The organism is Geomicrobium sp. JCM 19055 (genome assembly GCF_000698185.1).
Classification (GTDB): domain Bacteria; phylum Bacillota; class Bacilli; order Bacillales; family Marinococcaceae; genus Geomicrobium_A; species Geomicrobium_A sediminis.
The window spans coordinates 114,471-133,378 of sequence record NZ_BAXL01000015.1 but is presented as its reverse complement, the minus strand read 5'-3'; the positions used below and the strand labels follow the sequence as shown (position 1 = coordinate 133,378).

General features: G+C 38.4%; 30 protein-coding genes and 1 pseudogene. 9 read left to right on the top strand and 22 right to left on the bottom strand.

What is annotated here, in order from left to right; genetic code table 11:
- Nucleotides 1-121: 121 nt before the first annotated feature.
- The 5 genes from JCM19055_RS14260 to JCM19055_RS14245 all read right to left on the bottom strand — a co-directional run bounded on the left by JCM19055_RS14260 (nt 122) and on the right by JCM19055_RS14245 (nt 3,370).
- The gene (locus JCM19055_RS14260; RefSeq protein ID WP_042360194.1) at nt 122-1,096 is read right to left on the bottom strand and encodes a tRNA-dihydrouridine synthase; all 975 of its coding nucleotides are present in this window, start codon (nt 1,094-1,096) and stop codon (nt 122-124) included.
- 183 nt (nt 1,097-1,279) lie between these two features.
- Complete coding sequence (locus tag JCM19055_RS25645; protein WP_081833724.1) at nt 1,280-1,576, bottom strand: TIGR04104 family putative zinc finger protein; 297 nt, start codon at nt 1,574-1,576, stop codon at nt 1,280-1,282.
- Nucleotides 1,577-1,629: 53 nt separating this feature from the next.
- Nucleotides 1,630-2,211 carry a nucleotidyltransferase gene (locus JCM19055_RS14255; protein ID WP_042360193.1) on the bottom strand — a complete coding sequence of 194 codons (582 nt, stop codon included), beginning with the start codon at nt 2,209-2,211 and terminating at the stop codon, nt 1,630-1,632.
- A 62-nt stretch (nt 2,212-2,273) separates the two neighbouring features.
- Nucleotides 2,274-2,477 carry a cold-shock protein gene (locus tag JCM19055_RS14250; RefSeq protein ID WP_042360192.1) on the bottom strand — a complete coding sequence of 68 codons (204 nt, stop codon included), beginning with the start codon at nt 2,475-2,477 and terminating at the stop codon, nt 2,274-2,276.
- 242 nt (nt 2,478-2,719) lie between these two features.
- A complete protein-coding gene (locus JCM19055_RS14245; RefSeq protein ID WP_042360191.1) occupies nt 2,720-3,370 on the bottom strand; it encodes a uridine kinase in 651 nt (216 codons plus the stop codon).
- A gap of 1,042 nt (nt 3,371-4,412) precedes the next feature.
- On the opposite strand from JCM19055_RS14245, the gene JCM19055_RS14235 reads away from it, so the two are divergent.
- Nucleotides 4,413-5,033 (top strand): hypothetical protein, encoded by a 621-nt coding sequence (locus JCM19055_RS14235; protein ID WP_042360189.1) that lies wholly within the window; start codon nt 4,413-4,415, stop codon nt 5,031-5,033.
- 25 nt (nt 5,034-5,058) lie between these two features.
- Here the strand turns inward: JCM19055_RS14235 and JCM19055_RS14230 are convergent, their stop codons facing one another.
- The 4 genes from JCM19055_RS14230 to JCM19055_RS24200 form a co-directional block, all read right to left on the bottom strand.
- Complete coding sequence (locus tag JCM19055_RS14230) at nt 5,059-5,832, bottom strand: ABC transporter permease (protein ID WP_042360188.1); 774 nt, start codon at nt 5,830-5,832, stop codon at nt 5,059-5,061.
- Nucleotides 5,825-6,769: a daunorubicin resistance protein DrrA family ABC transporter ATP-binding protein gene (locus tag JCM19055_RS14225; protein WP_042360187.1), complete on the bottom strand. Its 945-nt coding sequence runs from the start codon at nt 6,767-6,769 to the stop codon at nt 5,825-5,827. The genes JCM19055_RS14230 and JCM19055_RS14225 overlap by 8 nt, the downstream gene beginning before the upstream one ends.
- A gap of 127 nt (nt 6,770-6,896) precedes the next feature.
- Nucleotides 6,897-7,322 carry a hypothetical protein gene (locus JCM19055_RS14220; protein WP_052361686.1) on the bottom strand — a complete coding sequence of 142 codons (426 nt, stop codon included), beginning with the start codon at nt 7,320-7,322 and terminating at the stop codon, nt 6,897-6,899.
- Nucleotides 7,307-7,507 carry a TetR/AcrR family transcriptional regulator gene (locus JCM19055_RS24200; protein WP_052361683.1) on the bottom strand — a complete coding sequence of 67 codons (201 nt, stop codon included), beginning with the start codon at nt 7,505-7,507 and terminating at the stop codon, nt 7,307-7,309. Before JCM19055_RS24200 ends, JCM19055_RS14220 begins: the two co-directional genes overlap by 16 nt.
- A 371-nt stretch (nt 7,508-7,878) precedes the next feature.
- Between JCM19055_RS24200 and JCM19055_RS14210 the strand changes: the two genes are divergently transcribed.
- The 5 genes from JCM19055_RS14210 (at nt 7,879) to JCM19055_RS29905 (ending at nt 9,680) form a co-directional block, all read left to right on the top strand.
- Nucleotides 7,879-8,175 carry a GntR family transcriptional regulator gene (locus JCM19055_RS14210; RefSeq protein ID WP_370543159.1) on the top strand — a complete coding sequence of 99 codons (297 nt, stop codon included), beginning with the start codon at nt 7,879-7,881 and terminating at the stop codon, nt 8,173-8,175.
- Nucleotides 8,176-8,238: 63 nt separating this feature from the next.
- On the top strand, nt 8,239-8,454 hold the full coding sequence (locus JCM19055_RS29920) for an ATP-binding cassette domain-containing protein (protein WP_265182193.1): 216 nt from the start codon (nt 8,239-8,241) through the stop codon (nt 8,452-8,454).
- On the top strand, nt 8,451-8,669 hold the full coding sequence (locus JCM19055_RS29915; protein ID WP_265182192.1) for a hypothetical protein: 219 nt from the start codon (nt 8,451-8,453) through the stop codon (nt 8,667-8,669). The genes JCM19055_RS29920 and JCM19055_RS29915 overlap by 4 nt, the downstream gene beginning before the upstream one ends.
- Entirely contained in the window at nt 8,578-8,835 is a 258-nt protein-coding gene (locus tag JCM19055_RS31980) for an AAA family ATPase (RefSeq protein WP_370543162.1), read from the top strand. The genes JCM19055_RS29915 and JCM19055_RS31980 overlap by 92 nt, the downstream gene beginning before the upstream one ends.
- A complete protein-coding gene (locus JCM19055_RS29905) occupies nt 8,832-9,680 on the top strand; it encodes a hypothetical protein (protein ID WP_265182190.1) in 849 nt (282 codons plus the stop codon). Before JCM19055_RS31980 ends, JCM19055_RS29905 begins: the two co-directional genes overlap by 4 nt.
- 226 nt (nt 9,681-9,906) lie before the next feature.
- On the opposite strand, the gene JCM19055_RS14200 is transcribed toward JCM19055_RS29905, so the two are convergent.
- The 3 genes from JCM19055_RS14200 to JCM19055_RS14195 form a co-directional block, all read right to left on the bottom strand.
- Nucleotides 9,907-10,419, bottom strand: a complete 513-nt coding sequence (locus JCM19055_RS14200; RefSeq protein WP_265182189.1) for a small multi-drug export protein — start codon at nt 10,417-10,419, stop codon at nt 9,907-9,909.
- A 70-nt stretch (nt 10,420-10,489) separates the two neighbouring features.
- The gene (locus JCM19055_RS24195) at nt 10,490-10,732 is read right to left on the bottom strand and encodes a TetR family transcriptional regulator C-terminal domain-containing protein (protein ID WP_052366380.1); all 243 of its coding nucleotides are present in this window, start codon (nt 10,730-10,732) and stop codon (nt 10,490-10,492) included.
- On the bottom strand, nt 10,726-11,082 hold the full coding sequence (locus JCM19055_RS14195) for a TetR/AcrR family transcriptional regulator (protein ID WP_052366378.1): 357 nt from the start codon (nt 11,080-11,082) through the stop codon (nt 10,726-10,728). Before JCM19055_RS14195 ends, JCM19055_RS24195 begins: the two co-directional genes overlap by 7 nt.
- A gap of 508 nt (nt 11,083-11,590) precedes the next feature.
- Between JCM19055_RS14195 and JCM19055_RS14185 the strand changes: the two genes are divergently transcribed.
- On the top strand, nt 11,591-11,863 hold the full coding sequence (locus JCM19055_RS14185; RefSeq protein ID WP_042360184.1) for a hypothetical protein: 273 nt from the start codon (nt 11,591-11,593) through the stop codon (nt 11,861-11,863).
- 343 nt (nt 11,864-12,206) lie between these two features.
- On the opposite strand, the gene JCM19055_RS14180 is transcribed toward JCM19055_RS14185, so the two are convergent.
- The 5 genes from JCM19055_RS14180 to catA form a co-directional block, all read right to left on the bottom strand.
- On the bottom strand, nt 12,207-12,767 hold the full coding sequence (locus JCM19055_RS14180; protein ID WP_052366377.1) for a hypothetical protein: 561 nt from the start codon (nt 12,765-12,767) through the stop codon (nt 12,207-12,209).
- Between the two features lie 94 nt (nt 12,768-12,861).
- Nucleotides 12,862-13,392: a DinB family protein gene (locus JCM19055_RS14175; protein ID WP_042360183.1), complete on the bottom strand. Its 531-nt coding sequence runs from the start codon at nt 13,390-13,392 to the stop codon at nt 12,862-12,864.
- Between the two features lie 91 nt (nt 13,393-13,483).
- Complete coding sequence (locus JCM19055_RS14170) at nt 13,484-13,861, bottom strand: DUF4440 domain-containing protein (RefSeq protein ID WP_152549903.1); 378 nt, start codon at nt 13,859-13,861, stop codon at nt 13,484-13,486.
- A 15-nt stretch (nt 13,862-13,876) separates the two neighbouring features.
- Complete coding sequence (locus JCM19055_RS14165; RefSeq protein ID WP_052366375.1) at nt 13,877-14,305, bottom strand: CPBP family intramembrane glutamic endopeptidase; 429 nt, start codon at nt 14,303-14,305, stop codon at nt 13,877-13,879.
- 607 nt (nt 14,306-14,912) lie between these two features.
- Entirely contained in the window at nt 14,913-15,560 is a 648-nt protein-coding gene (gene catA, locus JCM19055_RS14160) for a type A chloramphenicol O-acetyltransferase (protein ID WP_042360181.1), read from the bottom strand.
- A gap of 210 nt (nt 15,561-15,770) precedes the next feature.
- Here catA and JCM19055_RS14155 point away from each other — a divergent pair, with 210 nt between their 5' ends.
- The gene (locus JCM19055_RS14155; protein ID WP_042360180.1) at nt 15,771-15,971 is read left to right on the top strand and encodes a hypothetical protein; all 201 of its coding nucleotides are present in this window, start codon (nt 15,771-15,773) and stop codon (nt 15,969-15,971) included.
- 21 nt (nt 15,972-15,992) lie between these two features.
- Here JCM19055_RS14155 and JCM19055_RS14150 read toward each other — a convergent pair whose 3' ends face one another.
- The 3 genes and pseudogenes from JCM19055_RS14150 to JCM19055_RS14140 form a co-directional block, all read right to left on the bottom strand.
- Nucleotides 15,993-16,403 carry a hypothetical protein gene (locus JCM19055_RS14150; protein WP_152549902.1) on the bottom strand — a complete coding sequence of 137 codons (411 nt, stop codon included), beginning with the start codon at nt 16,401-16,403 and terminating at the stop codon, nt 15,993-15,995.
- Nucleotides 16,404-16,601: 198 nt separating this feature from the next.
- Nucleotides 16,602-16,685 (bottom strand): annotated as a pseudogene (locus JCM19055_RS31975) (hypothetical protein); the annotation flags it as partial.
- Between the two features lie 190 nt (nt 16,686-16,875).
- Nucleotides 16,876-17,835 carry a YafY family protein gene (locus JCM19055_RS14140; RefSeq protein WP_042360177.1) on the bottom strand — a complete coding sequence of 320 codons (960 nt, stop codon included), beginning with the start codon at nt 17,833-17,835 and terminating at the stop codon, nt 16,876-16,878.
- Nucleotides 17,836-17,935: 100 nt separating this feature from the next.
- On the opposite strand from JCM19055_RS14140, the gene JCM19055_RS14135 reads away from it, so the two are divergent.
- Nucleotides 17,936-18,466 (top strand): dihydrofolate reductase family protein, encoded by a 531-nt coding sequence (locus tag JCM19055_RS14135; RefSeq protein ID WP_042360176.1) that lies wholly within the window; start codon nt 17,936-17,938, stop codon nt 18,464-18,466.
- A gap of 60 nt (nt 18,467-18,526) precedes the next feature.
- On the opposite strand, the gene JCM19055_RS14130 is transcribed toward JCM19055_RS14135, so the two are convergent.
- Together JCM19055_RS14130 and JCM19055_RS31970 are read right to left on the bottom strand one after the other, a co-directional pair.
- Nucleotides 18,527-18,745 carry a DUF2834 domain-containing protein gene (locus JCM19055_RS14130; RefSeq protein ID WP_265182188.1) on the bottom strand — a complete coding sequence of 73 codons (219 nt, stop codon included), beginning with the start codon at nt 18,743-18,745 and terminating at the stop codon, nt 18,527-18,529.
- Between the two features lies 1 nt (nt 18,746).
- Complete coding sequence (locus JCM19055_RS31970; protein WP_370543158.1) at nt 18,747-18,857, bottom strand: DUF2834 domain-containing protein; 111 nt, start codon at nt 18,855-18,857, stop codon at nt 18,747-18,749.
- Between the last annotated feature and the right edge of the window lie 51 nt (nt 18,858-18,908).

Below are 18,908 nucleotides of genomic sequence, written 5' to 3'. Positions count from 1 at the left end.
GACACCGGACCGCGGTGCAAGACACCGGGACCGCGGTGCAAGACAACAGGACCACGTCAATGTTTTAGTCCTCATGACCAACAAAACGCCTTCAAAGTTCACTTTGAAGGGCGTTTCCGAATTATAATGTCTCTTGTTTTTCAGCTTGGAACGTATCGAGGAGTGACCGTACTTCATCTGTTGAACTTGAGTTCATCAGTTGATTTCTTAACTCACTTGCTCCGCGGAAATCGCGTACATAGATTTTGAAGAAGCGGTGAAGCGGTTTAAAGGCACGGGATTCAATCTCGTGGTATTTGTCGTGGAGGTCAAGTTGCAACCTGAGCAGATCGAGTAACTCTTCACTGCTATGCTCTCTAGGCTCTTTTTCAAATGCAAATGGGTTCGTAAAGATGCCTCGTCCAATCATGACACCGTCGACTCCGTACTTCTCAACGAGTTCTAAGCCGACTTGGCGGTTAGGAATATCACCATTGATCGTCAATAGTGTATCAGGTGCAATCTCATCTCGGAGCTTTTTGATCTCCGGAATGAGCTCCCAGTGTGCTTCGACTTTGCTCATTTCCTTCTTCGTACGTAAATGAATAGACAAGTTCGCAATGTCCTGCTTTAGTACATGTGTTAACCACTCACGCCATTCATCCACATACGTATAGCCAAGTCTCGTCTTCACGCTTACAGGCAGTCCGCCAGCTTTGGCTGCTTGAATGAGTTCAGCAACGACGTCTGGACGTCGAATTAATCCGCTTCCTTTTCCGTTCCCTGCCACATTTTGAACCGGGCAGCCCATATTAAGGTCGATTCCTTTAAATCCTTCTTTTGCCATGCCGATACTAATTTCCTCGAAGAATTCAGGCTTGTCTCCCCAAATATGAGCAACCATCGGCTGTTCGTCTTCAGTAAACGTCAAACGACCACGAACACTTTGCTTGCCATCTGGATGGCAATAGCTTTCAGAATTCGTAAACTCCGTAAAAAACACATCTGGTCTCGCGGCTTCACTTACGACGTGACGAAACACAACGTCCGTAACGTCTTCCATCGGAGCTAATATAAAGAATGGACGTGGTAAATCACGCCAGAAATTTTCAGTCATCGTACTTCCCTACCTTTTCGTCTCTCACTCTTTCTTATCACACATATTCACGACACGATTTATAGCAACTACTCCATAATAATATAGGAAGTAGCACTATGACAATTGAATAAATTTCCCTCAAAAAAAGAAAGGTCTCGCCCTTAGTACTTCAAGGCAAGCCCTTCCGAATAAAATAAGCACTCAAAATCTCAATTGATCTTCATTAGATAACTCCATCAAAAATGGATACAATGACATGAAAAGCAAAGAAACAGAAAAGAAGATCATGATAATTGCTAAGAAGCCTAAATTTGTTAACAAACTTAATAATGGAACGAGCAACGGTAAAAATACTAAAAACGACGTGTTTCTTTTCGCTTTTCTAGATAAATACTGCACCTGATCACAATGAGGGCAACTCATCCCATAAATCGAGAATGACTTTTTGATGGATAACCTCCATCCCCATCCTTGCTTACAGTTTGAGCACGTAGGCATAACATGACCTCCTTATCGCTTTAATGTCACAACAAACATACCATTCTATGGGTTCATCCGCTTTTAAGAAGCTGTTCAACATTGCCCCTAACTCTATCCGGCAAAGGCTTTCTGCACGCTTCGATCAACAATTGCTTATTAGAGATGCCATGTTCCTGCAAATAACGAAATAAAAGCAATTCTTTCTCTTCTTTATTGGGCATCAAACTGTATAAGATGTACCAATCTTCTAACGTACAGAGCGGTATGCTTACATCGCTAATTTGCGTACACGTAACATTTGAATCTGGGGTTAGCGAGAGTATGTATACGCCATTTTCATGTTCCAAGGCTAATCCACTCATAAGATCGACTTCGACATCGTTCATCGTATATTTATAGAAATAACTGGTCCGAAAAGGTGAATACTTTTGAGCTTCCTTTTCATTGCCAATCGTATCAATGATTGTCTTAGTGTAGCCTACATCTTTCTCAGATACTAACACATCGATGTCATTTACTTTCTTTACGATCCCGTATTGCGAAAGGAGCAATGATCCTCCAATCGCCCAAGTAATTTTGTTTTCATTTAGCTGTTGTGCTAATCGTACGAGTTGTTCAAGCAACTGTTTATTGTGACTTTGACGTAACGTCATCTACTTTACTCCCTATCAACCAATAAAAAAAACAGACTCAAAGAGTCTGTTTTAATCGGTTATTAGCCTTCTTTTGAAACGTTTGCAGCTTGAGGTCCACGGTCACCTTGAGTAATTTCAAAGCTAACTTTTTGACCTTCATCTAAAGTTTTGAATCCGTCAGTTTGAATTGCAGAGAAGTGTACGAATACATCTTCGTTACCTTCGCGCTCAATAAATCCAAAACCTTTGTCTGCGTTAAACCATTTTACTGTACCTTGTTCCATGATTGTTGCCTCCTAGTGCTTTGCACATGCATTACACGATATATTACTATTCTTGCTCAAAGTGAAACTCTAGATGAAAGTTGCTTGCTTTCTGTTTTCTTCGTAACAAAACTAGTTAATAGTGATCATAACATATAAATAAGCACCTTCCAAGTTTTTTTATGAAATTTTGGATTGTTAAGCGAATTAGATGATTCTTAAGTATCATTCGTTTCTATTTTAGTGAAGAACGACCAATTGATCTAACAGAGGTTCAAGCTGTCTTTTTCTATAACATAGCTGTGATTCGTATTCTTGATAACAAGATCAAATACCTCATGATACGTATGCATAAATAATTCATATTGAATTCTTCGTTGGTTATGAGATTGCTTTAAATACTCCATATTCATGCCTCTTTCGGACACATCTCGAATGCCCCTTCTCATGAATTCAGTTTCTCCATCTGTATAAATGTAGATCTTTAAATCAAATAAATCTGGATTAACAAATGCAGTACTCATCCCTTCGACAATATTAACTTTATTATCAGATGATACTAACGAACTTTCCATATAATGCGTTTGAATCGTATTAAAATCTAATCCCTCTCGAATCATCGTGAGATCTCTTTCTAAGGAAACGGTATGATGGGCTGCTGGATGGCATGCTGTCAGTTTAGAAGCATGTCGCTCTTGATCATATTCATACTCGATTGTCGCGTACTTTCTAAGATTAGAGCCAATGATGTAAGGGTCCGTGTTCATATAATTGACATGTTGCTCCCCAATCAATTCTCGAAGACGATTCGCAAATGTCGTTTTCCCTGAAGCACCATGACCCGAAATTCCGATTACGATTTTTTTATCAAGATGATTAATATAGTTGGCAACTTGATTTGCTATGTTATCCATAACTTCTCCTTCAATAAATAATGTCTATAAAAACGACTCCATATTCACTCTAAAGATTCAAGATGACTTGCAAAAAGATCCGGAGGTCCCCATGGCTAAAAAAAGCTCTATTCATCGGATTATGCCTGTTTCTCATTATGATACTTACTGAACTGATAAGCGGTAACGCCATCACTCTCATGAACTTGCTGGGTATGTTAACTGTGTGTACGATTATCTCACTGTTAATCTATGCTTATCTTAAGCATAAACAATCCAAAGATAAATAGCTGTAATCTCATCATGACTTAAAGGAAGACATTAAAGAAAGGCTTCATTATTTTAAAATAACACCTTCATTTACTAAGAAGTCTTCTTCCTTACGCTTCGTGCCTTTGGAGTCTATGTTTTCGAGCTCTCCGCGCGCTAAGTACTACGTATTTAATGAGAATCCCTATAGGATAAAATACAATTACTACAGGAACAATCACTGCTAACAATATAAGTGATAAAAATAGACCGCTAGCCACAATAGAAAAATTCCCTGAATCCAATAACGTCGTTCCTAGCACCAAATCAGAAATTGCTCTTATTAACGGATTCAAAAATGACACAACGATTGAGAATAAAATCGCCAATCCGATAGCCGCTAAATAATAAGAAAACTCTTTTAAAAAAAACTCTCATGCCTGTAACGACTCCCCTAAGTTAAAAATACTGTTAGCAATTACACCATATTCACCGTAGTGTTTCAATAACGTTCGTTTTTAAGAACCATTAATCAGGGTAATTGTTCTAAAGAACACCAACGCATTATAGGAGCGATACGAGATGACCAATAATTCAGATTATCATTCGAAGAGGAACGAACCAAAAGAAAAGTTCGGTGAATCAGTTGATAAAGCGATGGTTGGAAGACCCGAAACGTTCGCTCAAGGAAGTTGCCTTTCAAGAGTCTTCACCCTCGCATTCATCATTGTGCTATGTATCATATTGTTTTACTTTTTCTTCTAGGCTTTTGCAGGTTGATATTTTAATTAGGAGGGGTTCTATTAGATATGTCATGAAAACTTTATCGAGCATAGCTGCTTTTATTTTACTTACTGGATGTAGCAATGCCACGGAAGAAATCGAAGAATTAGGTGAGAAATACGGACTTACACTTGTGGTCATGGAAGACACACTGCTAGGCAGTGATGACATGGTAGAGCTTGACTATGACGAGGCTGAGGAACTTATGCAGTACATCCGTCAATCACTTGATGAAGGACCGCAGCAAGGTGACGGTGATGTTGCGATTGAACCCAAACTTAAAGAGCCCATTAGCGAAGCCGGTGACTCTAGTACCCACACATCTTATTTGGATGAGCATTTGCCTGATCTCGAACGATCTGTACAGTTCAACTACACTCTTCAACAAGGAGCAGAATCTATTACTCCCACGACTATTGAGCTCTCCGAGCTACATTCATCTGCAAGCGGGTTACCTGGAGTTAATTGGGTTCATGTAAATACTAGTGCGTCCTTTGATGATAACACCGAAGAAGTTTCATTCTACACGTCCGGTAACTGGGAAGTTCATTTTCTCTATGAGGGAAATGAGGTGTGGATGGAAGTACCAGACGATTGGATTGTCCCCTTGCAATCAGAGGAACTTTTGGAAGAAGGACGTCATTCACTTTAAGTGAACGACGTCCATTTATTAATTTCTACTCAGTCTTTCTCTTCTTAAATAAAATCGTTGCGACAATAAACGAAATGATAAGCAATCCCCCGAACCAAGCAATGGATAACCACAGGTTCGTGCCAATCGGTGTACCGAGAAGAAGTCCGCGTAATGTCTCAATTAACGGCGTCATCGGTTGATTTTCTGCAAAGGTGTGGAGCCATGAGGGCATCGTTTCAGTAGGTACAAATGCGCTACTCACATAGGCAGAAACAACATCGGAAATGTGATCGCGTTCGCTGTTTCTACATTTTTTTACAAGCAATCCAAATACGACAAATAACCAATTAAGAGAAAGCACAAATAAGGTTAAGATACCAATAACTCCTAACCACTCTACTACTCCTGCTTCCGGTTGAAAACCAATCAGTAGTGCGACTAGAATAACGACAGTCGTAGCAATCGCATTCCGAACGAAACCACCAATCACATGGCCGACCATTAACGAAGATGGATGAAGTGGCATGCTGCGTAAGCGTTCAAATAACCCACCAATCATGTCTTGCGTAACACTTACTGCGATAATCGAACTTCCAAAGCCTGCACACGTAATAATGACACCTGGAACAACGTAATTGACATAGTCCGTTCCCGTTTGAATTGCTCCTCCAAATACTGCAACGAACATAATCATAATAGCAACTGGTAATCCAATAGCCATCATTAGGGATTCCTTTTCTCGAACGATATGCTTAATGCTACGTCTCGTCATCGTCCATCCGTCCATCGCAGCCCAATATAATCTTGAATTAGTCATTTGACGAAACTCCTTTTGTTGATTTGCCTGTAATCTCAAGAAATACGTCGTCCAATGTCGGTTTACGGAAATGCATGGCAACAGGTTCTATTTGATTTTCATGCAACGTATTTAAAAGGCGACGTAAAATTTCCGGTGAACCTTCTGTCTCAACAGAAATGAGCTTCTCACTTTCGTTTATTTGCCCTTTGATGACTATACTCGCTTCATCGAAAGTAGCTTGGTCTTGGAACGTTAACTCCAGCTTTTCCTTTCCAATTATGCTTTTTAATTGTTCCGAGGTTCCCGTTTCAATGATTTTCCCGTTATTCATAACCGCAATTTTATCCGCAAGTTGATCTGCTTCTTCCAAATACTGCGTTGTTAAGAAGATCGTCACGCCACGATCAGCCAGCTTACGAATTAATTCCCACATGTTTTTGCGGCTACGAGGATCCAGACCGGTAGTTGGCTCATCTAAGAAGATTACTTCAGGATTCGCAAACAAGCTGATTGCAATATCAAGTCGACGGCGCATTCCTCCTGAATACGTACTGACTCGTTTTTTAGCAGCACCACTCAAGTCAAATTGTTCGAGTAGCTCTACTGTACGTGCTTTAACCGTACGGTGATCCAAGTGATTTAATCGGCCGATCATTTGCAAATTCTCTTCACCAGTGAGCAACTCATCAACTGCTGCGTATTGACCAGTCAAACTTATTAATTTCTTTACAGACACGGATTCACTGTCGGTATCATATCCCCCGATTTTTGCAGATCCACTATCAGCTTTGATTAACGTCGCTAAAATTCGAACCATCGTCGTTTTCCCAGCGCCATTTTCGCCTAATAAAGCAAAGATTGAACCTCGTTCCACATGAAAACTCAGTCCGTCTAGCACGAGGTGCTCACCATATCTTTTCTTAATGTCCTGTACTGAGATGACCGGATCAGTCATGAAAGATCTCTCCTTTATGTTGATTGACTTATTCAGTCAATTTAACAATAAATTTTTTTGACTGACTCATTCAGTCAACCTTATAATACGTATGCTTTATTTTTATGTCAATCTTTTTTTATAACAATTATCTTTCAGAGATCATCCTAATTAAAATGCCAACTTTTTGCTCTGTATTATCCTTCCAAAACGCTGGATCATCTGCCATTATGCCGGACAATACTGTCAAATAAATACCCAACAATTCTTCCGGATCACCTTTAATAATCTCTCCAGAATTCTGTCCTTCGACAAAAAGAGGATACAAAGATTCGATGTAGAATTGTCCTGCTTTTTCTACGAATTGCTCTAAATGTTCAGGTAGGTCATTCGTAGAACTTAAATTCTGGATAATCCGAAACACGCCATTGCTAATTTCTGTATCACTCTCTGTAAATGCAAATAGAGTGAACTGCTTAATTTGTTCAAGCGGACTAACCTCATGATCATTCAGTTCTTGAAAAAGCTTTGCAGATTTATGCTCTTCAACTGCCCAATCTAGACTTGCATACAATATCTCATCTTTAGAAGTAAAGTAATGATAGACGAGCCGTGGCTCACTTTCGCTTCTTTTGCAATCATACTGATTTTTGTCAGTTTAATCCCGTTTTCAGCAAATACTTTAATCGCAGCACGCATAATTTGTGCTTTGCGTTCATGTTTCTTCTGATCGAGTTGTTCTTTATTTTGTGGTGCCATAGATCCCCAGTCCTTCTGTACTTATATGTAGTCTCGTTCATTTAGTTTCCTTGTTTTAAAGGTATGATTAACTCGTAGTTTTGTCAATTGACTTCAATCTTAATCGAAGATGTATACAAACAATATGGCCCCTCTATTCGTAGAGAATAAACCCGTTACAACTACCAAACACTACAAAAAATACTTAAAACCAGACCTTGCCATTCATAATCCCCTCACTGATATTCCACAGATCATTGGCCTTTCTTTTACAAACGCTTATCAAAAAATGGTAATTCGGTACATCACACTTTACAAGATGACCTTCCGGATGTATAGTTGATTACACGACTAATCAACCACTCAACACAGAAGTGAGGAAGGAGCGTTTAGTGAAGTCTGTCCTAGATGAGTCAAAACCAATTTTCCAGCAAATCTTCGATATGATTGCTGATGATATCGTTGATGGCGAATTGCTTGAAGGAGAGCAAATTCCATCAACAACAGAGATCTCTAAGTTTTATCAAGTGAACCGGGCAACCGTACAAAAAGGACTATCCATGCTTGTTGAGGCCGGTTATGCCTATAAACAACGAGGTGTTGGGATGTTTGTCGCTGAAGGAGCCAAGAATCAGCTGCTAACGAAGCGTAAAGAAGAGTTTATATTCAATACGTTAAGCCCACACTGAGCGAAGCTAAGCGACTTCAAATGTCGAAAGAAGAATTTATTCAATTGATTGAGGAGGATGATGATGATTAAAATCGATAACGTATCGTTTGCATATGGAAATGCATTAACCTTACAGAACGTTTCATTCCACGAAAGTGAACCGATGATCATCGGATTATGGGGGCGCAGTGGCTCCGGGAAAACAACATTGATGAAGTTGCTTTCCGGTATGGAGCAACCAAATCAAGGAACAATTAGCGTAAATGGGGTCAGCCATATAACAATCCAGAAGCAATGAATCACGTAACCTTTATGCAAGAAGACCATCCATTTTCAGATTTATGGGATGTTGATGATGCACTCCGTTTCGGTTCTTATTTCAATGAAAATTGGGACCAATCGTTTGCCGAACATTTATTGGATGTGTTTGAGTTACCGAGAAAAAAAGAAGATCAGAAACTTTTCAAAAGGCATGAAAAGCATGATCAAAATCACGTTGGGGCTTGCGAGTAAAGCACCCGTAACCATCATGGATGAGCCAGCAAACGGACTCGATGCTAGTATGCGTAAGACCTTTTATGATGTGTTGTTGGATACGTATGAAGACTCTCCACGCCTGATCATGTTGTCGACTCATCATATTGATGAGGTTGAGCCACTCTGTGAAAAATCGCCTTGATCAATCAACACACCATCACTCGCTATGAAGATACAGAGAAACTAAAGCGGCAAGGAGTACTCCTAACAGGACCTGCGGAAGCTGTTAAATCGGTGATCGGAACGAGCATTATTCTTGAAGAACGCAAAATCGGCAAACAACTTCATGTCATGATTGACGACGATTATGACGATAGCTTAATCACGCGTACGGAAGCAGCAGGTATTAAGATTGAAAAAGCACCACTTCAAGACTACCTCGTGAACCTAACAAAAAAAGGGGACGATGAAAGCATGAATACACTCAAAGGACCATTTAAGATTATCATCAAAGAAATGAACCCAACGTTCTTATGGAACATCGGAATCACGATTGCCTTAATGGGATTGTTTATCGTTTTAAGCTTCTATACCGATGGCAATGAGCACTTAGGGATCACGTTCGGACCATTCTATGTCATTTTTCTTGTGTATCCTTTTATCTTGATGAAAGCTTACAAATGCATACTCTCCTTGGGAGGCACAAGAAAGCAATATATGATCGCAACTTTTCTATCCATTGGGATCTATCTTGTACTAAGCGCAATCATACTAAATGGGCTCTATTTTTTAAGTCCATACGTACTAAATCAAGGATATATCTTTCACATGGGAGACCTTGTGAATGAATCAAACCCCTTCTTATATGTGTGGATTGACGTATTATGGATGTTCATTCTGTTCGGTATTGGAGTGCTCGCACAAACGGTTTACTTTAACCTTGGTACAGTTCGAACGTTAAGTGTAGGTGCTGTTCTGTTAATTGGTTCGCTCGCGACGGTCTTTTTTTGCGGACCTCGGTCCCCTCTTCGAATTCTTCATTACTGAACAACTCGCATTCGTTCACATCCTGGCAGGTATATCTGCACTATTTGTACTGCTTTCTTATCTGTTTATGAAAAACGGACCGCTAGAAAAAGGCGATCGCTATTTATTTAGCAGAGGCTGGAAAGAACCTAAACCAGAATAACACGATTGATAAAAGGCTACTTCAGGTCATGATTGGACCTGAAGTAGCCTTTGCTTTATTCTATGATACTGATTTGCATTAAGATTAATTTAAATTGAACCAACGATTAAGAAGTCCATCGGAATCGATTTGAGAGTATATAAAATCTGCGCCAACAATTGAAAGCACAGCAAAAACAATCGCCCAAACGATGATACTTCCACCGATCCATAATGTTGTGGACTTTTTAGAGGCTCCTAATGAACGAGCAATTAAAGCCGTTGCATGACTACTTCCAACCGTCACAGGATGAATGGCTGCAAGACCAGGTAATCCGTATCGTTTCAAAAGTTTAACTGCTTTTTTCTTTTTATCGCTCTTTTCATTCTTTTTGTTTTTCGATCGATTTTCTAACCATTTTATAAATTGCTCAGACAGGGTAATTGCGATTAAAAAGGTCATTAAATTCCCAATGATACTAATCATGGTAACACTCCATGGATTAAGCCTGTCAATATCCCTATAGGAATAATTAACGTCGATTCTAAAAAGGGTGTAGCTGCAATAATGAAAACAATGATATACAAAACGATTGCAGACATAAAATTCTCCTTTCACATTTAAATAAACTGACCGTTCGGTTTATTAACTTCGAGAAAAATAGCCTCACGATTATGAGGCATAGGGTTTATTTTTCAATCCCATTCAAAAAGATTTCGATCGCATTCTGATAAAGCAAATAGAACTTCTCCTCATCGTAACCAAGGAACTGTGTAATACTCATACCTGTGAGTGTACTATAAAGAATATGCGAGATATCTTCGACCGTTTTATTACTCACAAACTCTTGATTGCGTATACCTTCATTTATAATTTCATAAAAAACATCATACTCCGGTTGAACAAGATGGATCAGCTTTTCTTTCACCATTCTTCGATATTCTCCGAACCCATATATTCAGGTACAATTTTTGAAATCGGATTTTGCATATCCGAAGCATAAAATCGAGCGAGAAGGTATAGTTTCTCGGTTGCTGTAGCAAGTTGATTGGCTTCTTTCTCCCACTCCATTCTCCATGATTCAGACGCCTTCTCAACGGTATACAAAAAGAGCTCTTCCTTACTCTTAAAATGATAATAGATGCTGCCTTTGCTTATCTGAGAATACTCACGAATATCTTCCATCGAAGTTGCCGCGTACCCTTTACGTTCAAAAATCACCTTTGCTTTTTCCGCAATACGTTTCTTTGTCTGTTCTCCTTGTCCTACTGGTCGAGCCATAATGAATATTCCCCTTCAATGTTAATGATTAGCACAGTAAACTGACCGATCAGTTTATTAAATATTAATACATTATTTTAGAAAAAGCAACGATACCTAAGCTCCCGGTGTCGTTGACTTGTTTAAAACAAGTGATGACCTTTACAGACGACTTCTTCTCGAGGTTATTCGGTAGCATCATCATGATTATTGGAGTTATTGTCATACTACTCCCACTACTCTTAGGTATAGAGAGCATGAACCTTTCAAATCGTCCCTTTCTAGATCACCGATAAAACACATAACCATATTCTTGTTTGTTACAATTATCTCAATGATTCGTTCAAAAGGAGAAGATAAAATCGAAGTATTAAGTACTGGCATTGACTGGGGAGCCGTCCTTACCTCAGTGATCGCTTTCATAATTCTTATCCTAATTATCGTCCTCATCATTCGATTATATCGATATTTTGTTAAGCAAAAGTAAGCGATTTACTCCGTAATTTCCTTTGCACTCATACTTGGTCCTTTGCTGTTATCAGCCATAGACTTTGGAGGTGTTCCTATTCTTAGATCTCCTCTAAGATTTCTAGAAGACGACCGTAAAGCATTCGTCTTAGGTGTATTATCTTTACTCATCCCTTACATTGGAATCGTTTTTGACATTAAAGCCATTACGTATTCTAACGGAAAGAAGACTTCAGCTGCGATCGGTGGAAAAATATTAGGAATTCTTGGTGTGATTATGAATACGTTCTTACTTATAATCATCGCCCTCTATGTGAGTACTTTTTTTTATTAATGTCGAATAGCGCTGCTAACGGACTAATAAAGAAGCAAGTCATTCAATAATGAATAACTTGCTTCTTTGCCTTACGTAGTTAACTTTTCTAAAGTTGCTTACGAACTGTTATTATTCTCTAGGACCACTTCTGGATAATGATTCTCAACCAGCAGATACAACTCATCTAGAAGCAACTCTAATTCTACGATACTGTCTTCAAGTGGACTGAAATTAATCCTTTCTAGTCGCTCTTCTAAGTTGTTAGGTTTGAGCCTGAATTGACTGGTTACCTGACTGTTCCATTTAAAGACCGGGTGTTGGATGTATTCTTGATTGATGGCATAGAACATACAGTTATAATTCAGTTGAACTGACTGATGACTTGTTTCAATATGAACCAATCATCTCTTTTCATCAACGCTTCACGATGATTCCATCGATTCGTTAGTTTCATATACTTATGTATCATCGCGATCGTTAGTTCTCTAGGGTATGGGGTTACTTGTGCCACAAGTTCATCGTGCAATTCATTCCCTAAGACTGGAATGCCACTTTTAATACTCGAGACTATTAATTGCTTATCTATTGAAGTGTCATATTCCTTTGTAACTTCGTGTACAATTTCTCGTACACGATAAGTTAAAAAGTTGCTAATTTCATGCTTCACATGCGAACTCACATAACTTTCTGACCATTCATCTTCTTCAAAGGGGTGAAACTCGATTAATTCTCCTTGTAATTCTTTTATTGGCTTCTTTCGATCATCGTCTGTTGGAGCTTCATTCCAAAGCACATAGATCTCAATATCCGATAAGTGATCCGCCCAGCCTCGTGATACCGAACCTGCAATCATGACTAAATCAACGTTTGGATTGTTACGATAATACACGCTGATTGCCTTACCTTTTTCAAGTAATTCCATGACATCACCCCTATTACATTATGCCGTTAAATCAATCAAATAATAAGCGCAACCAGACTCTTAAGCCTTACTTGCGCTCAGTTGCTGAATGTGTTTAATTTACGGTCGCCTTTTCTTTTATTAAACGTCTAATTAATTTTATCTGACCTCTATGACTGATTTCATCTTCAATAACATGAAACCATAAATAATAGTAATTGTACGGTGTTCCATCTGGAAAATGCCTTTCTTCATAAAGCCATTGGTCATCTTGCTCTTTAAGGAAATCGTAAGTCACTTGCCTTACCTTACTCAGTTTTTCTAAATAGTACGGCAAATCATTAGAATGAATCTCTGTTCTTCCTTGCTCGCCCATTTGTAGGGCCGCTGTCCATTCTTTCTCTTCTTGCTCATTGAACATGCGATCTTCAAACGACATGACTTGGTGTAAATATTCAATCGATGCCATATGTGAAAGTAACATGCCAATTGAGTTACTATTTTGATCATGAAGAAAATCCAATTCATTCGTTGTTAACTCAGCAAGTTCAAATTCTGTCATCGTTCTTGTTAATTCGAGCATGTAAACGAGTTCTCCAATTGCTTGATCGTAACCTTCTTTTGAGTGAAATTTAGGGTTAAACATCGGATCATCCTTTTCATAAAATATACTACTATACTACCATTAATTGTTTACGTAATGAGAATAGTAGGATAAATCCGTGCTAGCCAACTAATTATCCGTAATGTTCCATATGTTGACGATAAAGCTTCCAGCCTATCGTTTCTTTTTTGAATACCTCTACTGTCAACACAGTCGTTTGCTTCTGACCTTCAAGATAGAAATCAATCGTTGCTGTCAAAATCAATTCATCGTTCTTCCTCAAGTTATATGTAAGGTCATTGTACTCGAACGTAGCATTTTTCCCTTTATACCCTAAAAAGGTTTGTTTATTGTCATCACGATATTCCTGCCCATGATACACACGATAATCAACATCATTGTAATACCCAAAGTACCCTATAAAATTCTCTGAAACCCAACCATTAATTTTCTCAACATCTCCAAGATTCAAATCAGTGCGGTAGTTCGTGATCGCGTCCCATACTTCCATCTTCACGTCTCCCTTTTATATGATGTTAAACATAATAAAAATCGCGCCAATAAAGTTGCCGGCTGAATGGATTAACCAACTCGGTAAAATCGATCCTCCAGACTTCATTTCGTTCATCCAACCTAAAAGATAAGCACAAACGCCTGTTACGGTAATAATCATCATTGCTACTAAGAAGTTAGTGATAAAAATAAACATGATGCCGTGCACGACTCCAAAAATGAATGCTTGCACGAAGTTGCCTAAACGAAAACCTAGCTTGTTTATAAGCCTCTTCGCAACAAATCCACGAAAAAAAATCTCTTCGGATAAACCAGTTTGGATAAATGCATAAAACAACGCCGGGATGATTGCTACGATACCGTATCCTGCGAATTGTGCGATTGCAATGCCACTGGAATCACTCAATCCACTGACTGCCATCAACCCGATAATAGCTAGCATAAGGAAAATCATTCCTATGAGGTACGCAATATATTTTAAAACAGACGTATTCATCTTTATTCGATGTAAGCCAATGTAGCCAAAGAACTTTACGTCTTTTCTTGCGGTTAACAGCCAAAAAAATAAATGGAATAGAAGTAAAGAGCAACACTTGCAAGATGGAGCTTAAGATTAATGATGTTAAATCCATTTTTACCCCCTAACAAGACTTCTGACTCCCGGCCTACCAACACAACTCCATCGTCCATGTGAAAACCTTCCTTTCAAATGAAAATCACTGCCATACTCTCAGCAGTGATTTTCATTACGATTGGATTGTTACTTAAAGAAACCACGAATAAACGCTCCAACATAAACAGCGATTTCAGCTAACACTGAGAACCAATCCTTCTTTGTCGCCTTTGTTTTTTTTGTTTGTTGCGTTACTCATCTGTTTATACCTCCATAAATAAAAGGCTTTTCCGAGCTAAATTAACAGAATATTATTTATTTTATCTTAACATATGTAGATAGGTAACTAAAGACTAAAGAACCTACGTAATAGTCCTACCGCTCGCTCCTTCATTAGAAAACAGCTGTGAACAAACACAGCTGTTTTCTAATTCCTTTATAGCCATTCATTTGTGGTATTCGCTAATTCTTGCAATTGATTCAAAAATGAAGCTGCATGATAGCCATCACAAACCGCGTGATGCACTTGTAATGAAACTGGCAAATACGTTGCTGTAGCTTTAGAATAATATTTTCCCGCCGTAATAATTGGCAATAAGAAATTGCCACCATCACCGACATTCAAATTAAATCCACTAAAAGAGTTCCATGGAATCATTGATATCGGAAATGTATTGGCTGGGATCGGGGTCTTGGGAAATAGACCACCCATGTGATTGTACTCGACCACATCACGATCATAGTCTTCTTGGAAAGTTAAAACGTTGCTCGTTGATTCTGTCCAAAGGTTAGAAAACGATTGTTTTTGATCATCAAAAACGGTATAGAGGGGAATTAATTTCTCCCAATATCCGAGCTTGCCTTCCTCATTGAAACTTATTCGAAATGATTCATTTGCATTAATGACTTCTGTCACTATATAAATAAATGTTGGGTAGAATTTGTATCCTTTTCTTTTAATTGCTGCTTTAAACGAACTGATCTCTATATCTGTTGTCATGCTAAATGTCGTTTGTTGATTTAAATAGTAATTAAAGTATTCTTTGCGTTCCCAATTCTCAAGAATAATCGGATTAAATGTCATTTTTATTTGCCTCCTAAATTAGTGATTTACAATGATTTAGGAGGCCGTTTCATCTGTTTTCTTCAAAATGGTTCACCCTTATATGAGTCGTACTCTTAATTGTAAAGTAGGTTTCTTGTCAAGATCAAGGCGTGCTATGCCTTTACATCTGAATCATTTGTCGAATTGTTTTTCAGTGAACTCGGGTATTGGATAACAAGAGGTGATCGTATGAATCGTTTTCTGACCGTTCTTCTTTTTATTCTGATCCCAACAATTGCAATGCCGCTACTGTATATGATTTGGTCCATGCTCTTTGGTGACGTACTATCTGTTACTTCAATTTTAGTATATGTGCTGACAGGTGCTATTTTTGGTCTCATTTTTGTCGGTTTACGGTTGTTAATCGTCGGCAAGTTATGGGGTGAATAGCAATGCTTACTATTCTATGGATCACACCAAAGAGATTGAATATACTAGCAAACTAGCTTTAATTGCTATTGATAGCATAATGAGTATCGCTGATTGAAGTTTTGATATGTGCCACATTGCACCAAAGTCTCCCCAAGGATACCTCGTTCTGATCGTCATAACAATGCTCATCCCTAAATAAACAATGTAGATAACAAGTGCTGTTAGAAGTAACGAGATGCTTAACGGAGGATAACCTATAACAACATTGAAGATAGGTACACAAACCAATATAAATACCAATTCCGCAATAAATCCCGCATTAATAAAACGAAATGAATAATGACCGTCTCGATCGTATTCGAAATAAGTCTCTTTATATGCTTCATACTGGACAGGTGAAATCCAATTCCCATGTTTCTTAATCGCTACATGAGGTAGAAGCGTTTTCATCTTAATGCGTATTTTCTCTTTTGGAATTCCTATATACCTACCAAGGAGGTAATGCCCGGTTTCATGAACAAAAGTAAGTACGATACAAAACAAGCTATTGAAGATCAAATAAAAGACAAATGAGCCAATCTTTATCCACCCCCATAGTTCATAACGCTCTACTCATTGGACAACTGGGTAACTTTCAACATGTCATTTCTAACTCGTTAGGAAGTTATTTATTGAAACGTACAACGAAAAGAGTGCTACTAGGAAGCAGAAGATCGCAAAAAAACTACGATCTTTTTTTTAAATTCATCGACCCCCATGATGATAAACATAATCCCTAAAAGCCCTATTGTATACTTGCTAAAATCATAGTTTTCAGTAATGATACTAATTACCGATAACACGACAACTACGATGGCTATCACAAGTCTTAAAATCAGTAACAATGGTGTACCTCCAATCCTTATTTATGAAGATTTCCTAATTACTCTTTGTAAAAATCAATTACGGAATTTGCTAACGATACCACTTTACTTTTCAAATCCTTTGGGGCAATAATCTTCATTTTATTCGCAAACCCTACGATATACTCAACGGCTTCTTGTTCTGCATTAAATCTTAACGTTGCCTCGATCCACTGATCTGGATTTGAACTTTCTTTTTTTATCACTTGAACAAACTTACTCGTAAAATATAGCCGCTTCATCACGGATGGATGAATTTCAACTTGGACGTCGTAGGCTGGTAAACGTTGAATGAATTCTTCCTTTGACTGTTCCCAGTACGCAGACAATATGAAATTAGCTGGTCTTATAAAGGTTTCGTTTTCAACAATGGCCTTGTGTATGCGAGACACTCTGTAATTACGAAATTCCGAATCTCTTATTGCAACGAGATACCAAGTATTCCCCTTTGCTACGAGCCCTAACGGTTCAACCACTCGTTCTTTTTGCTCCCCATCTGCTCGTTCATAGAGAATGATTAACTTCTTACTTTCCCAAACCGCTTGTTGAACGGTCTTTAATGCATCAAGGTTCTCTTTGGACGCTCGCCACGTACTTGAATCGATATGAATTCTTTCCCAGATCGCTTCTGCTTCGCCTCGAAATGTTCCTGGGATCGCCGCTAATAACTTCTGGCGAGTGTCTAAGGCTCCACTATGTAATCCTAAGTCTTCAAGTACTTTTCCTGAAGGGAAAAGAAATAACGATTTCAAGTCGTCCATTGTGAGCCCACTTAACTGACTACGAAAGTTATCTACTAAACGCCAACCTCCGTCTTTTCCCCGATCAGAGACAACAGGAATGCCTGCTGTGCTTAGTGCATCCATATCTCTTAGAATTGTTCGATCTGACACCTCTAGTTCTTCAGCCAATTCCTTTGCTGTCATTTTCCCTCTGTTTTGCAACAAAATCATAATTGTCATCAATCGATCTGCTCTCATACGATTAATCCCCTTAGGTAATACTATGAATAAGCCACTTAATATGACATAAGGTGTCATATTTTAATTGTATACTTAATCTACAACTAAAAGAAAGGTGATGATTATGAATCGAAAAGTCGTCGCATTTATTGCATCTAGTTTAGATGGATACATTGCTACAGAAGATGAATCTCTAGAATGGTTATTTAACGTAGAGGGCGAAGGAGATAATGGATTTTCGGAGTTCTACGAAACCATTGACGCTGTTGTAATGGGGAAAAGAACATACGACTGGGTCATGCATCAAGAAGCTGGAGAATTCCCATATAAAGATAAAAAGTGCTACGTATTCACACGCTCATCCGTTACTGATACTGAACATGTAACGTTTGTTAATGAAGATGTCTATCATTTTGTTCAAAAGCTAAACCAACATAAAGGCAAAAACATTTGGCTTGTTGGTGGAGGAGAATTACTATCTGGCTTTATTCAAGAGAAGTTAATTGATGAATTCATTATCACAATTGCTCCGACGATTATCGGTAAAGGAATTCCATTATTCAAAGCTGGGGATTTTACGTTAGACCTTTCATTGAAAGGCACGCAACACTTTAATCAATTTGTGGAATTGCATTATGAAGTAAAGTGAATTAGCAAACAACCTAAAAAAGCAGCTCATTTCATCAGAGTTGTTTTTATTTTTTAGGATTCACACTTGATGTCTTTCTTGCTTCTCTAAATGTACCTGTCGGAACAGGAGAAATAGGGGCAAGGCCAGGGAAACACCAACCGTGAGTGAAGCAATAATTGGAATCCAAAGATGCCTCATTCCCTTACGCTTTCCTTCGTAAATGATAAAACCGATAACGACAATAATTGAGATGATTACATCCCACCAAGCAAATGCTCCCATTCTCGATTGGTTCATTTCAGCAAAAAAATTGCGTCAAATTAAAACCATAGTGATATAACCACGGTAACAACTGAGAATAAGGAAGTATTGTCCCAAGTACTGCTAATGCGCCATAAAAATACTTCATTTGTTCCCCTCTCTTCAAGGTCATTCACATTAATAGATTGATAAATGTGTG

Bases quoted from the DNA above. Each gene is read 5' to 3' on its own strand.
- JCM19055_RS14135 (WP_042360176.1), top strand. From the start codon at position 17,936: ATGATTATGAATCGAAAAGTCGTCGCATTTATTGCATCTAGTTTAGAT.
- JCM19055_RS14175 (WP_042360183.1), bottom strand. From the start codon at position 13,392: ATGTTTAACCCTAAATTTCACTCAAAAGAAGGTTACGATCAAGCAATT.
- catA (WP_042360181.1), bottom strand. From the start codon at position 15,560: ATGACATTTAATCCGATTATTCTTGAGAATTGGGAACGCAAAGAATAC.
- JCM19055_RS14225 (WP_042360187.1), bottom strand. From the start codon at position 6,769: ATGACTGATCCGGTCATCTCAGTACAGGACATTAAGAAAAGATATGGT.
- JCM19055_RS14130 (WP_265182188.1), bottom strand. From the start codon at position 18,745: ATGAACCAATCGAGAATGGGAGCATTTGCTTGGTGGGATGTAATCATC.
- JCM19055_RS14165 (WP_052366375.1), bottom strand. From the start codon at position 14,305: ATGCTAGCTATTATCGGGTTGATGGCAGTCAGTGGATTGAGTGATTCC.
- JCM19055_RS14195 (WP_052366378.1), bottom strand. From the start codon at position 11,082: ATGGCTCGACCAGTAGGACAAGGAGAACAGACAAAGAAACGTATTGCG.
- JCM19055_RS14230 (WP_042360188.1), bottom strand. From the start codon at position 5,832: ATGACTAATTCAAGATTATATTGGGCTGCGATGGACGGATGGACGATG.
- JCM19055_RS14155 (WP_042360180.1), top strand. From the start codon at position 15,771: ATGAATCGTTTTCTGACCGTTCTTCTTTTTATTCTGATCCCAACAATT.
- JCM19055_RS14140 (WP_042360177.1), bottom strand. From the start codon at position 17,835: ATGAGAGCAGATCGATTGATGACAATTATGATTTTGTTGCAAAACAGA.
- JCM19055_RS29920 (WP_265182193.1), top strand. From the start codon at position 8,239: ATGATTAAAATCGATAACGTATCGTTTGCATATGGAAATGCATTAACC.
- JCM19055_RS24195 (WP_052366380.1), bottom strand. From the start codon at position 10,732: ATGGTGAAAGAAAAGCTGATCCATCTTGTTCAACCGGAGTATGATGTT.
- JCM19055_RS14170 (WP_152549903.1), bottom strand. From the start codon at position 13,861: ATGGAAGTATGGGACGCGATCACGAACTACCGCACTGATTTGAATCTT.
- JCM19055_RS29915 (WP_265182192.1), top strand. From the start codon at position 8,451: ATGAATCACGTAACCTTTATGCAAGAAGACCATCCATTTTCAGATTTA.
- JCM19055_RS14150 (WP_152549902.1), bottom strand. From the start codon at position 16,403: ATGAAAACGCTTCTACCTCATGTAGCGATTAAGAAACATGGGAATTGG.
- JCM19055_RS14180 (WP_052366377.1), bottom strand. From the start codon at position 12,767: ATGGAATTACTTGAAAAAGGTAAGGCAATCAGCGTGTATTATCGTAAC.
- JCM19055_RS24200 (WP_052361683.1), bottom strand. From the start codon at position 7,507: ATGGCACCACAAAATAAAGAACAACTCGATCAGAAGAAACATGAACGC.
- JCM19055_RS31980 (WP_370543162.1), top strand. From the start codon at position 8,578: ATGTGTTTGAGTTACCGAGAAAAAAAGAAGATCAGAAACTTTTCAAAA.
- JCM19055_RS14245 (WP_042360191.1), bottom strand. From the start codon at position 3,370: ATGGATAACATAGCAAATCAAGTTGCCAACTATATTAATCATCTTGAT.
- JCM19055_RS14260 (WP_042360194.1), bottom strand. From the start codon at position 1,096: ATGACTGAAAATTTCTGGCGTGATTTACCACGTCCATTCTTTATATTA.
- JCM19055_RS31970 (WP_370543158.1), bottom strand. From the start codon at position 18,857: ATGAAGTATTTTTATGGCGCATTAGCAGTACTTGGGACAATACTTCCT.
- JCM19055_RS25645 (WP_081833724.1), bottom strand. From the start codon at position 1,576: ATGCCTACGTGCTCAAACTGTAAGCAAGGATGGGGATGGAGGTTATCC.
- JCM19055_RS14250 (WP_042360192.1), bottom strand. From the start codon at position 2,477: ATGGAACAAGGTACAGTAAAATGGTTTAACGCAGACAAAGGTTTTGGA.
- JCM19055_RS14255 (WP_042360193.1), bottom strand. From the start codon at position 2,211: ATGACGTTACGTCAAAGTCACAATAAACAGTTGCTTGAACAACTCGTA.
- JCM19055_RS14235 (WP_042360189.1), top strand. From the start codon at position 4,413: ATGAAAACTTTATCGAGCATAGCTGCTTTTATTTTACTTACTGGATGT.